A 12,384-nucleotide genomic window follows, 5' to 3' on the forward strand; every position below is an offset into this window, starting at 1 on the left:
CAAGTGTCGTGAAGGATCCAGAGCAAACAAGAGGGGCCCGCATGGACTGCGGGCCCATTGACTTTACGATCTTAGTTGTCGATTTGCTCGGCCGTGTAATAGCCGGAGTTGACCAGAACTTCCTTGGCGTTCGACTTGTCGAGCGCAACTGGCTTCAGGAGGTAGGACGGAACGACCTTCACACCGTTGTCATAGGTCTTGTTGTCGTTGATTTCCGGCTCGGCGCCACCCATGACGGCTTCCACCATCGATACGGCAACCTTTGCCAGTTCACGAGTGTCCTTGAAAACGGTCGAGTATTGCTCATCGGCAAGCATGGACTTGATCGAGGGCAGTTCGGCATCCTGACCGGTCACGATCGGCATTTTCATGTCGCCTGAACCGTAGCCGACGCCCTTCAAGGCCGAAAGGATACCGATAGACAGACCATCATAAGGCGACAGGGCACCATGAAGTTTTTCTTCTGTGTAGGTAGAGGACAACAAGTTTTCCATGCGCGCCTGAGCGACAGTCCCATCCCAGCGGAGCGTACCGACCCGATCCATACCCATCTGGCCGGACTTGATCACGATCTCGCCGCTGTCAATCATCGGCTGCAGCACGGACATGGCCCCATCATAAAAGAAGAAGGCATTGTTGTCGTCCGGGGATCCACCGAAGAGTTCCACATTCCATGGCTTCACATCGCCAAAGCGTTCCTTGAGGCCGGCTACGAGGCTCTCGGCCTGAAGAACGCCGACCTGGAAATTGTCGAAAGTTGCATAGTAGTCGACATTTCCAGAGTCGCGGATCAGGCGGTCATAGGCAATCACCTTGACACCGGACTCCGAGGCGCGCTGAAGAATGTCAGACAAGGTCGTGCCGTCGATGGCGGCGATGACCAGAACCTTGGCGCCCTTCGTCACCATATTCTCAATCTGAGCCAACTGGTTCGGAATGTCGTCATCGGCGAACTGCAGGTCCGGTGCGTAGCCGGCTTCCGTGAACAGTTTCTCCATTGTTTCGCCGTCTGAAATCCAGCGCGTCGAGGTCTTTGTCGGCATCGAGATGCCAACAATTCCCTTATCCTGTGCAAAGGAAACGGACGTAAAGGATGCGATGCTGATTGCGACGGACGCAATCAGGGCGCCAAGTTTCTTCATGGTAACCCTCCCTGGTCATACCGTGCAGGACCAGGGTCCGCCTGGTACCTGCGAGAAAAGAACCGGAGTTGCATGGCAGCCCCTGCTCTTGGCGGGAGTCTTAACTTGCCCTGTATAGCGATCAAATGAATAATTTGACTTGCTGCATATCACAAGTGATATATGGATCATGTCCGAAAACATGGTTCATCGGCTCCAGCCGAAACATTTCAGTCTGATCCGTTCCATCGCAGAACTGGGGCAACTCAGTCTTGCTGCCCAGGCGCTCGCCCTCACTCAACCGGCGGCCTCTCGCATGCTGGGCGAGATTGAGCGTTATGTCGGGACAGCAGTCTTCAACAGGACACCCAAAGGCATGGAGCCGACACCTGTTGGCTTAGCGCTTGCTCGACGGGCTCAAAATCTGCTTGAGGAAATCCATGAAGCAGCCCGTGAGGTTGATGCAATCCGCCGGGGTATGACAGGTACCGTTCGCGTCGGTGCGGTCACCGGTGCAGCGGTTGGTTACGTCGTGCCCGCCATCCAGAGCTTGAAGGATGAAGCGCCAGGCGCGGATGTTCATGTCGACGTCGCGCCGAGCCTCAAACTTGTTCATGATCTGATCGCCGGTCACCTCGATTTTGTCCTTGGCCGCGTTCCCGCCAGCATGGATCCCAGACAATTTCGGGTGGACAATGCCTTCACCGAGGACGTCGACATTGTCGTACACCAGACTCATCCTCTGGTGAATGTAGACAACGTCCATTTGTCCCACATGACACATTTTCCCTGGGTCATGCAGGCACCCGGATCGCCACTGCGTCTGGCCGTGGAAAGCGTGTTCATCGAACAGGGCACGCCTATTCCGGCCAATATCGTGAACACGACGTCCTTGTTGGTGATGATTGCAATGCTAGCCTCATCCAACGCGATCGCCCCGATGTCGCGAGAGGTCGCAGACCTCTTGTGCCGTCAGACAAGGACGGCAGGTCTTTGTACCTTGAAGGTCGATGTCGAGATGACGGTCATGCCCTATCATCTGATCAGCTTCTCGAGCAAACGGATGACGCCGATTGCCATCCGTCTGCGAGAGCTTCTGCTCAAGGAATTCGAACTCCGCAACAGAAACAAGGGCTGACGGCGCATGTCGCGACCGGACAGACAGTTCCGGTCAGGCGCTTGCAATTTCATCACCTTGCTGCACACTGTCATACAGCCGTCGTGAATCGAGACGTGAGGAGCCGGCATGACCGACCAGCCAGAGGGGACGCGGCCCAGCCATGAAGCCGTGGAACATAAACCTGGAACCGTCGTAGATCTGAATGACTATCGCCGGTCGCTCGATCCCTTGCCGGTGACGTTCCATCGCCGCGAGCTCGATGCGATATTGTGGATTTACGGTCGCATGGTCGGCGAGGGGGAATGGCGCGACTATGCCATCGATCATCTTCGCGACAAGGCTGTGTTCTCGGTCTTCAAGCGATCAGGCGAGTTTCCGCTCTACCGCATCGAAAAAAATCCGAAGCTGGCCGCCAAGCAGGGAGCCTTCTCGGTGGTGGGATCGGATGGACGGATACTCAAGCGCGGCCATGACCTCCGTCAGGTTCTTAAAGTCTTTGACAGGAAGCTGAAGCTTCTCGACTAGTCAGAATCCTCCGATCGGGATCAAAAGACCAAATCCGGATCAGTGGTGCAGCCCGGACCAAGCGGGCGTTGCATCAAGACTGTGTCGAGCCAGATACCATGCTTGAAGCCCGTCGCCCTGAGGCGTCCAGCCAGTTCGAAACCACATCTGGCGTGGAGCTTTATCGAAGCTTCGCTCGCCCCGCCAACAGCGGCAATCATCTGGCGATAGCCGCTTTTCTCACACTGATCGATCAGGGCTTCCAGAAGCGCCGTGCCCACGCCCTGTCCCCGAGCAGATGGGTCGAGATAGACCGAATCTTCCGCAAGCCAGCGGTATGCCGGTCGCGTTCTGAATGCAGAGGCATAGGCATAACCCAGGATCCGATGATCGTGTCCGTCAGCGACAAGATAGGGATAGCGTGCCTCGGAAATCGACTTCCAGCGAGTAATCATCTCTTGCTCGCTGGGCGGCACAAGCTCATAGCTTGCCGTTCCATGCAGGACCGCCTCTTCATAGATCCTCGTAATCGCGGCAAAGTCCTCAACGCGGGCAGTTCTGATCTGAAAATTCATAGTCGTCCAATGTAGAGTTTGAGGCTGGTGCAAACATCAATGTGTATTCGCTGCAAGCCTTGAGAACCGTGTTGGACTGTCGAGCCGTCTAGCGCTTGACTCAAGGCGAAAACCTTATAATACCTCGCATCCGAAGAGGAAACCTACCGATGCATTCCTGCGAGCTAAACTCTGCGAGAAGAGGTAACCAATGGCAAAGCGCCATTGGCGCCGCATGCAATTTCCTCTCGATCACGACCAAGGCCAAAACGACGACGAAAACCGTTTGACGTCTCCGGCCACCGCTCTCTCCCCGGCACGGTCGGGGATAAGGAAGGCGCGCGCTCGGCGCGAAACTTCCTCCTCACCAATACGCGGAGAGACAGAAAGAGAGCTTTGAAATGGGTTTCAAGATTGCAGTGGCAGGCGCAACCGGCAATGTCGGACGCGAAATGCTGAACATTCTGTCCGAGCGTGGCTTCCCCGCAAGCGAAGTCGTGGCTTTGGCCTCCGCACGGTCGCAAGGCACCGAAGTCTCTTTTGGAGACAAGGTGCTGAAGGTGCAGAACCTGGAGAACTATGATTTCTCCGACACCGATATCTGCCTGATGTCGGCTGGGGGGACGGTGTCACAAAAGTGGTCGCCTAAGATTGGTGCCCAGGGATGCGTCGTCATCGATAACTCGTCGGCCTGGCGCTATGATCAGGACGTTCCCCTGATCGTTCCGGAAGTGAACCCGGACGCTGTTGTCGACTTCAAGAAGCGCAACATCATCGCCAACCCCAATTGCTCGACGGCACAATTGGTTGTGGCACTGAAGCCGCTGCACGACTTTGCAAAGATCAAGAGAGTTGTTGTCTCCACCTATCAGTCGGTCTCTGGAGCTGGCAAAGAAGGCATGGACGAGCTCTTTAGCCAGACACGCGCCGTCTTCGTTGCCGATCCGATCGAGGCCAAGAAGTTCACGAAGCGGATTGCCTTCAACGTGATACCGCACATCGACAGCTTCATGGAAGACGGATACACGAAGGAAGAGTGGAAGGTTCTGGCAGAGACCAAGAAGATGCTGGATCCGAAGATCAAGGTGACCTGCACCGCCGTGCGCGTTCCGGTTTTCATCGGTCACTCGGAATCCGTCAATATCGAATTTGAAAACGAGATCACCGCCGACCAAGCTCGCGACATTCTGCGCGAGGCGCCCGGCTGCCTCGTCATCGACAAACGCGAAAATGGTGGCTACGTCACCCCAGTCGAGTGTGCTGGCGAAGATGCGACCTATATTTCGCGCATTCGTGAGGACGCCACTGTCGAGAACGGGCTGAATATGTGGGTTGTGTCTGACAATCTGCGCAAGGGTGCTGCCCTGAACGCTATTCAGATCGCCGAGCTGCTTGTCAACCGCGGTCTTCTCAGCCCCAAGTCAGCCTAAAAAACCCGGCGCTGTGCGCTTTCGGTGATTAAGGGCACGGGAGCGCACAGTTCATCAAATTGTGAACGTGTTTCAGTCGTTCGGTGAGCGTGTCGCGCTTGGACGGCGTGACAGTTCCGCAATTCGCTGCCAATGTCGAAGAAATCAAACAAGTGCTAATCTAAGAGGTCCTTATGAGACTTACCCTTGCCTTGTCGGCAGCTCTGATATCCTTGACCGCGCTCACCATTGTTCCGACCACCGCTGCTGCAGTCGAATGCAGCAACACGTCTGCCGGATTTGATCAGTGGGCAGCTCGCTTCAAGCAGGAAGCGGTCGAACGCGGCGTCAACAAGAGGACGCTTGATCGGGTATTTTCCACCGTGTCCTATAGCAATAGCACAATCAAGGCGGACCGCGGTCAGCGTAGTTTCAGACTCTCCTTCGACGAATTCATGCAGAAGCGTGGTGGCCAGACGATTATCAATCGCGGCAAGACCATGAAGCAAAACAATGCTGCGCTTTTCTCACGATTGGAGAAGCGTTACGGCGTACCGGCTGGCCCGTTGATTGCAATCTGGGGCATGGAGACGGGCTTCGGTTCTTTTCTCGGAAAGGAACATACGCTTTCGGCAGTGGCAACACTTGCTTTCGATTGCCGCCGGAGTGAGTTTTTCACAGAACAGTTCTACGCCGCGTTGGAGCTGGTTGAGCGAGGCGATCTCGACGTCAATGCCAAGGGAGCAGCGCACGGCGAGATTGGTCAGACGCAATTCCTGCCACGCAACGTGATCCTTTATGGCGTCGACGGCGATGGTGACGGACATGTCGACATGGTTCGCTCGCGAGCGGACGCATTGGCGTCGACCGCGAACTTCCTTCGGGGTCACGGATGGCGACCGGGTGCTGGCTATCAGCCGGGCGAACCGAATTTTGAGGCAATCAAGGGCTGGAATGCAGCCGGCGTTTATCAGCAGGCAATTGCTTACATAGCGGCAAGGATCGATGGCCAGTAAGGCGTCGTATCGTTCTTGGCTGAAGGTCTCTTCGTTCGATTAGGTCGAACAACGCGGCCTTAGCGCTGCATCAGCTCGAACTCGAGTGAATGCGGATTCATGATCCAGAGTTCGCCATTGCTGATGTCGAACCAGGTGCCGTGGACCTGTATCTTCCCCCTGCGCTCCAATTCGGCGACACAGGGAAAGGTCCGCAGATTGGCTATCGAGTTTCGAATTGATATGCGCTCAAGTGCCGTCTGACGGTCGGAAGGGCTGATGCTGGTGTCAGTCTGAACCTGCTCCGCGGCAGGGGCGACCAGTCCCATCCACTTACCGATGAAATCTCCGGGCGACAGTGGTGCGGCGCTCTGATCAAGCGCGGCCCTGATCCCTCCGCAGCGACCATGTCCCATGACGATGATGTCCCTGACCCGCAACGCCTGTACTGCAAATTCCAGGGCCGCGGATGTGGCATGGAATTGACCGTCCGGCTCATAGGGCGGAACCATATTCGCAACATTTCGAACGACGAACAGTTCGCCCGGTCCTGCGTCGAATATCATTTCTGGGGCGACGCGGGAATCGCAGCAGGCAATCACCAGCGTCTGCGGCTTCTGCCCTTGCTCGGCAAGCATTCGATAACGGTCACGCGCGTCGTCATAACGACCACTCATAAAATTTCGATAACCGTCGATCAAATTTTCGGGAAGATGGAGCATCCCACTCGCTTACAGCGCATCGAAGAGTCTGGCAACTGCGGAAGGTGGAGGTCAGAATCCAGACATCCAACTTTCTGCTTTAGGACCCGCCCGGGCGGTACGAAGGATGCATGAGCCGACGTATTTGTACGAGTGCCATGGGTGTTGATAGGCTTGATGCATCGGTTGCCAAGGCAAGCTCATCACCGCCACGTTTTGCAGTCCTTGCGAGGATCTCGAAGACACTCGCCGTAGCAAGCTGCAAGGCGCGTTCTTCCTCCAGCCCTTCGAGAATGCGCGCTGTAAACAGAGCTGAAAGCAGGTCGCCAAGACCGTTCGGCGGATTGTCAATCAAGCGGTGCTCGGCAAGCAAGGCCGAGCGCCCGCTCAGGAGCAGATTCCCTGTACCACCGGCCATCATGGGAATGGCCGACGTGACCAAAATGCGGCTTGGTCCCAAAGAGAGCGACGCGTCGATAATCGCCGCATTCGATTCAAGCGGTGCTCCTGCCAACCACTGGAGCTCATAGCGATTGGGTGTTGCTATCGAAGCGAGCGGCAAAAGCTCGTCACGGATTGCAGTGGCGGTCGCCTCCGGAACATAAAGGCCGCCAACATCGCCCATGACGGGATCGCAAACATAGAGAAAATCGGGGTTTTTCTCCCGGAGTATGCGGATCAGTTTCGATACTGCTCTCGGTTGGTTCGAACTTCCAAAGTAGCCGGTTAGAACTGCTTTGACCTCCCCAAGCCATGGGGCCCGGATGAGATCATCGACGGCGCGCTCAAAATCTGAATCGGCAAACGCAAGCCGCGTTGAAGCCCCGTGACCGGGATGCCATGGTAAGATGACCGTCGGAAGTGCCCAGACTGGATAGCCAAGCGATTCGAGCGCAAAGACTGCAGCACGATTTCCGACTGCACCGCGAACGACGTGGCTTGAAATGACGATGATACTCGGTCTGGATTTGTCTTGCATCTTTTGCGTTCCGGTCTACTTTTCATCGATTTAGGTGCCAGACCCTGTCGATCTGGCGGGTCTTTGCTGATTTTTTGTCTCTAAATCGACAGATTTGACGATTTTTCCTGACGAAAGCGGTTAATACACATTTTGGCAAAACATTTTCTCATAGATGTGATGCCGATCAGATCAGGCTGGAGGATCACGCAAATGGCCGGAACCCGCAAATCGAAACGCGAACAGCAGGTAGAGGAGGCCAGGCGCATCGGATCAGCTTTGAAAAGCTCAGTGATTGATGCTGGTATCATCTTTGGACGGGCAAGCAATGATGATCTTGAGCGTTACACGCCGGAAATGCTGGCCCATGCGACGCTGAGGGCCACGGAGGATCTTCAAGAATCAGGTCAGCCCTTCCCCCGAGTGCGAGTGGAAACCATTGCTGGCGTCACGCCGGATGATACGGCCGTCAGCGTTCTCTCCATTGTCGATGAGAACAAGCCTTTCCTTTATGACTCCGTCATGGGCGAGGTCACGAGCGCCTATCGCGACATCTATATGGCCGTACATCCGATCCTGGCGCTGAGCGAGGGAAAAGTGATCGGCCACGCCACGCCTGAAACTGAAAGGGCCGGTCATGCCAAGGTTAGCTATATACAGCTCCATCTGGCCCCGCTGACAGAAGAACAATGTGACGCTCTGGTGACCCGGCTTCAGTTCGTGCTGCGACAAGTGGAGATGGCTGCCAGTGACTGGAAGCCAATGCTTTCACTGCTGGATTCGGCGGTTGCACAATTGGCCAATGCGCCCACTCAAAGGCGCGGGAGCGACAAGGACGAAGCCCTGGCATTTCTGCAATGGCTCCGGAACGACAATTTCACCTTCCTCGGTATGCGGGAATACGTCTATTCCGGCGAAGGCGCCGCGGCTACTGTGGAGCGTGGCAAGGGCAGTGGCCTGGGAATACTCTCCGATCCAGATGTCCTGGTGCTCCGCCAGGGGAAGAACCAGGTCACGACAACGCCGGAGATCCTGGCATTTCTCCAAGGGCCGGATTTCCTGATCGTCACCAAGGCCAACGTCAAATCGGTGGTGCATCGCCGCGCCTACATGGACTATGTCGGGATCAAGCGCTTCGACGAGAACGGCAAGGTGATCGGTGAACTGCGGATCGTCGGTCTCTTCACCTCCACCGCCTATACACGTTCGGTGAGCCAGATCCCGCTGTTGCGGGCCAAAGTGGCAAAAGTGATCGATCACTTCGATTTCGATCCCAAGAGTCATTCGGGCCGTATGCTGCAGAATACACTCGAAGGCTATCCGCGCGACGATCTATTCCAGATCGACATCGAACTGCTAGCCCGCTTTTGCGAGCAGATCAACGACCTGTCGGAGCGTCCCCGCGTCCGGGTTCTGCCACGCATCGATCAATTCGACCGTTTCGTTTCACTGATCGTCTATGTGCCGCGCGAAGACTACAATTCTCATGTGCGTGAAAAGATCGGAATCTTTTTCAAGACGGTCTATGACGGTCACGTCTCGGCCTATTATCCAGCCTTTCCGGAAGGCGGCGTTGCCCGTGTTCACATCATTATCGGGCGAGCAGGCGGCAAAACACCGCGGATCGCACAGGCTAAACTGGAGGAAGCCGTTCGCGAGATTACGGCCCGCTGGACAGATCGTTACACCTCGCTCGCGGGTCCAGGCGCGCCCGAACTGGATGTAAGTCAGGCATTTCAGGAAGCGTTTACACCTGAAGAAGCCGTTGCTGACCTGCGTCACATCAAGGCCTGCCTCGAAGGACAACCCCTGTCTATCGCTTTCCGTCAGGTCGAGACAGAAAAGGGAAACACCCTTTTCCTCAAGATATTCCAGGCCGACCATCATCTCCCACTATCGAGACGTGTGCCTCTCCTTGAGAATCTAGGCTTTGGTGTCATCAGCGAACGCACCTTCGACATTGATACCCGCCTTGGCTCGGGAATCGAAAAGCTGATCGTCCTTCATGATATGGAACTGGAGATCAAGACTCCGCAGGATTTCGATCTCACCAAGCACGGACAACTCCTCGAAGAAGGCTTCCTGTCCACCTTCACAGGCCGTTTCGATAACGACTCCTTTAACAGGTTGATCCTGACTTCAGGTCTGAAGGCTAGGGAAGTCTCGGTTCTTCGAGCCTATGCCGCCTATCTGCGGCAAGCTGGCTTCGTCTATTCACCCAGCTACATTGCTGAAACATTGAGCAAACACGCCGCTATTGCGCGTGACCTATTTTCCCTGTTTCACCACCGCTTCGATCCAGATCTCGGCGAGAAAGTGAGAGCGCGCAGGACATTAGAAATCAAGGAGGCGCTCGAGCAGCAACTGGCAACCGTCCCGAGCCTTGATGAAGACCGCATTCTGCGGCGCTACATCAACACGATCGAAGGAACGCTTCGAACCAATTATTTCCAGAGGGAGGCCATAGAAAGCCCCCACCCCATGCTCGCTTTCAAATTTGACCCGCTCCAACTGGAAGGCCTGCCGGAACCTCGGCCTTTCCGGGAAATCTTCGTCTACGGTGTGGAAGTCGAGGGCGTGCATCTGCGCTTTGGCAAAGTTGCCCGAGGAGGGCTACGCTGGTCCGACCGAGCGCAGGATTATCGGACCGAGGTCTTGGGCCTTGTAAAAGCCCAACAGGTCAAGAACGCGGTCATTGTTCCAGTGGGCGCCAAGGGTGGCTTCCTACCCAAGCAATTGCCACCCCCGACCAACCGTGATGTCTGGTTTGCAGCCGGCAAAGAGGCTTACAAGACCTACATCCGGACGCTCCTTTCGATCACGGACAATATTGTCTCGAATGACATCGTGGCACCTGAGCAAACCGTCCGGTACGATGTCGATGATCCCTATTTTGTAGTCGCCGCCGACAAGGGTACGGCAACTTTCTCCGATACGGCCAATGGTCTCGCCCAGGCGGAAGGTTTCTGGCTCGACGATGCCTTCGCTTCCGGTGGTTCGGCAGGCTACGACCACAAGAAGATGGGTATCACTGCAAGAGGCGCCTGGGAGGCGGTCAAACGCCACTTCCGAGAAATGGATATCGATATCCAGACAACGCCCTTCACCGTGGCCGGTGTCGGAGACATGTCGGGTGACGTCTTCGGCAACGGCATGTTGCTGTCAAAGAAGATTCGCCTGATTGCCGCTTTTGATCACCGCGACATCTTCATCGATCCCAATCCAGACACGGCAACGTCTTTCGCCGAGCGGAAACGGATGTTCAACCTGCCGCGCTCGAGTTGGCAGGACTATGATCGCAACACCTTGTCCAAGGGCGGCATGATTATCTCTCGCTCTGAGAAATCGGTCACTCTGACACCAGAGGCAGCAGCGGCGATTGGTCTTGAAACACGAACCGCAACGCCCTTCGACATTATGTCCGCCATTCTGAAGGCACCGGTTGATCTTCTGTGGTTTGGCGGTATCGGAACCTATATCCGAAGCCCCAACGAGACTGACGCGGAGGCGGGCGACCGCGCCAATGATCCCATTCGAATTGATTCGACGCAGGTCGGCGCGAAGGTCATTGGTGAAGGGGCCAATCTGGGTGTGACCCAGAAGGGTCGGATCGCCTATGCTCTGCAGGGCGGACGCATCAACTCGGATGCAATCGACAACTCTGCCGGCGTCAATTCTTCTGACCTTGAGGTCAATATCAAGATCGCGCTCTCATCAGCGATGACCGATAACCGGCTGACGCGCGAAAAACGCAACAAGCTGCTTTCGGAGATGACGGATCAAGTCGCAGAACTGGTCTTGCGCAACAACTACCTGCAATCTCTGGCAATTTCGCTTTCAGAGATGCGCGGCAGCGCCAATCGTGAGGAATTGAGCCGGCTCATGGATTATCTGGAAGGGCTCGGTCGGTTGAACCGCAAGGTCGAGACGCTCCCAGAAACGGCGGCGGTCGCAGAGCGTTATGCGTCTGGCAAGAGCCTTTCAAGACCGGAGATCGGCGTTCTGCTCTCCTATGCAAAGATCGTCTTGTTTGACCAATTGCTGGAGTCTGAACTACCCGACGATCCCTATTGTGAGAACATTCTGGCCACCTATTTCCCAGCGGGCATGCGCCGCGTTTTTGCGACAGATATCTCCAATCACCGTCTAAGACGGGAGATTGTTGCAACCGTTTTGGCCAATCATGCAATAAATCGGGGTGGCCCCGGCTTTGTTATATCAGTCAGCGATGCAACAGGTGCCGAGCCCGCTTCTGTTGTCAAAGCTGCCCTGATCACCAGGGATGCATTGGGACTGGTCTCACTCTGGGACAAAATCGATAATCTGGACAACAAGATACCCGGCAAGACACAAAACCAGCTCTACAGTCTGGTTCGCGAAGTCTATGTCACGATGGCCCGCCGACTGGTCGAAACCGGACTTGCTGATGGCGCAATAGCGCAGGCAACCTCGCATCTGAAATCGGCAGCGCGCTCGGCCAACCAGGTCTTCGCGCATTCTCTTCCGCCAGCTCTGAAACAGCATTACGATCAGCAGATTGCCGATCTCATCCTGCAGGAAACGCCAGATGAGCTGGCGAACGAGATCATAGGGCTGCAAAGTCTGTTGCTTCTGCCTGAGGTGTTGCAGATTGCCGCCCGGACAAAAGTCAACCTGTCACGGGCAATGGAAGGCTTTTTCGCAGCCTCGGAAGTCTTCAAGATCGGTCGAATCATGGAATCAAGCAGCCGCCTGCAGCCGACGGATCACTATGACAGTCTGGCACTTGCGAGGAGCTTGGACCGTATCGGGGCCGCCCGACGCGAAATTGTTTGTGCGGCCCTATCCAACCATCCGGGCAGCAAGCAACCAATCCAGGTATGGATGACGGGTGATCGGGTTCGCATTGAGCGCATTGGTGCAGAACTCGCAGCCTTGATCGACAGCGGCGATATGACCGTTTCCAAGGCCGCAGTTGCTGCAGGACTCCTGGGTGATCTTGCGCAAGACAGGGCGAGATGACACTGTCCCTCGACACCAGTC

General features: G+C 55.8%; 9 protein-coding genes. 5 read left to right on the forward strand and 4 right to left on the reverse strand.

Features of this window, described 5'->3' with window-relative positions; all coding sequences use genetic code 11:
- Window positions 1-71 precede the first annotated feature (71 nt).
- Complete coding sequence (chvE, locus tag FE840_RS04305) at window positions 72-1,142, reverse strand: multiple monosaccharide ABC transporter substrate-binding protein (protein ID WP_138286921.1); 1,071 nt, start codon at window positions 1,140-1,142, stop codon at window positions 72-74.
- 169 nt (window positions 1,143-1,311) lie between these two features.
- On the opposite strand from chvE, the gene FE840_RS04310 reads away from it, so the two are divergent.
- Together FE840_RS04310 and FE840_RS04315 are read left to right on the forward strand one after the other, a co-directional pair.
- Entirely contained in the window at window positions 1,312-2,259 is a 948-nt protein-coding gene (locus FE840_RS04310; protein WP_138286919.1) for a LysR substrate-binding domain-containing protein, read from the forward strand.
- Between the two features lie 108 nt (window positions 2,260-2,367).
- Window positions 2,368-2,766 carry a DUF2794 domain-containing protein gene (locus FE840_RS04315; RefSeq protein WP_138286917.1) on the forward strand — a complete coding sequence of 133 codons (399 nt, stop codon included), beginning with the start codon at window positions 2,368-2,370 and terminating at the stop codon, window positions 2,764-2,766.
- A 20-nt stretch (window positions 2,767-2,786) separates the two neighbouring features.
- Here the strand turns inward: FE840_RS04315 and FE840_RS04320 are convergent, their stop codons facing one another.
- Window positions 2,787-3,320: a GNAT family N-acetyltransferase gene (locus FE840_RS04320; protein WP_138286916.1), complete on the reverse strand. Its 534-nt coding sequence runs from the start codon at window positions 3,318-3,320 to the stop codon at window positions 2,787-2,789.
- A 380-nt stretch (window positions 3,321-3,700) separates the two neighbouring features.
- Between FE840_RS04320 and FE840_RS04325 the strand changes: the two genes are divergently transcribed.
- A complete protein-coding gene (locus FE840_RS04325; RefSeq protein WP_138286914.1) occupies window positions 3,701-4,729 on the forward strand; it encodes an aspartate-semialdehyde dehydrogenase in 1,029 nt (342 codons plus the stop codon).
- Between the two features lie 173 nt (window positions 4,730-4,902).
- Window positions 4,903-5,724, forward strand: a complete 822-nt coding sequence (locus FE840_RS04330; RefSeq protein WP_138286912.1) for a lytic murein transglycosylase — start codon at window positions 4,903-4,905, stop codon at window positions 5,722-5,724.
- Window positions 5,725-5,783: 59 nt separating this feature from the next.
- Here FE840_RS04330 and FE840_RS04335 read toward each other — a convergent pair whose 3' ends face one another.
- Window positions 5,784-6,425, reverse strand: coding sequence for a carbonic anhydrase (locus tag FE840_RS04335; RefSeq protein ID WP_138286911.1), 642 nt, complete (start codon window positions 6,423-6,425; stop codon window positions 5,784-5,786).
- A gap of 79 nt (window positions 6,426-6,504) precedes the next feature.
- Complete coding sequence (gene pdxY, locus FE840_RS04340) at window positions 6,505-7,383, reverse strand: pyridoxal kinase PdxY (RefSeq protein ID WP_138286909.1); 879 nt, start codon at window positions 7,381-7,383, stop codon at window positions 6,505-6,507.
- A gap of 192 nt (window positions 7,384-7,575) precedes the next feature.
- On the opposite strand from pdxY, the gene FE840_RS04345 reads away from it, so the two are divergent.
- Complete coding sequence (locus FE840_RS04345) at window positions 7,576-12,363, forward strand: NAD-glutamate dehydrogenase (protein ID WP_138286907.1); 4,788 nt, start codon at window positions 7,576-7,578, stop codon at window positions 12,361-12,363.
- The last annotated feature ends 21 nt before the right edge of the window (window positions 12,364-12,384 follow it).

It is taken from the genome of Peteryoungia desertarenae, assembly GCF_005860795.2.
Lineage (GTDB): Bacteria > Pseudomonadota > Alphaproteobacteria > Rhizobiales > Rhizobiaceae > Allorhizobium > Allorhizobium desertarenae.

Excerpts from the sequence above, each read along its gene's own strand:
- FE840_RS04325 (WP_138286914.1), top strand. The coding sequence starts at position 3,701 with ATGGGTTTCAAGATTGCAGTGGCAGGCGCAACCGGCAATGTCGGACGC.
- FE840_RS04330 (WP_138286912.1), top strand. The coding sequence starts at position 4,903 with ATGAGACTTACCCTTGCCTTGTCGGCAGCTCTGATATCCTTGACCGCG.
- chvE (WP_138286921.1), bottom strand. The coding sequence starts at position 1,142 with ATGAAGAAACTTGGCGCCCTGATTGCGTCCGTCGCAATCAGCATCGCA.
- FE840_RS04335 (WP_138286911.1), bottom strand. The coding sequence starts at position 6,425 with ATGCTCCATCTTCCCGAAAATTTGATCGACGGTTATCGAAATTTTATG.
- FE840_RS04320 (WP_138286916.1), bottom strand. The coding sequence starts at position 3,320 with ATGAATTTTCAGATCAGAACTGCCCGCGTTGAGGACTTTGCCGCGATT.
- FE840_RS04315 (WP_138286917.1), top strand. The coding sequence starts at position 2,368 with ATGACCGACCAGCCAGAGGGGACGCGGCCCAGCCATGAAGCCGTGGAA.
- pdxY (WP_138286909.1), bottom strand. The coding sequence starts at position 7,383 with ATGCAAGACAAATCCAGACCGAGTATCATCGTCATTTCAAGCCACGTC.
- FE840_RS04310 (WP_138286919.1), top strand. The coding sequence starts at position 1,312 with ATGTCCGAAAACATGGTTCATCGGCTCCAGCCGAAACATTTCAGTCTG.
- FE840_RS04345 (WP_138286907.1), top strand. The coding sequence starts at position 7,576 with ATGGCCGGAACCCGCAAATCGAAACGCGAACAGCAGGTAGAGGAGGCC.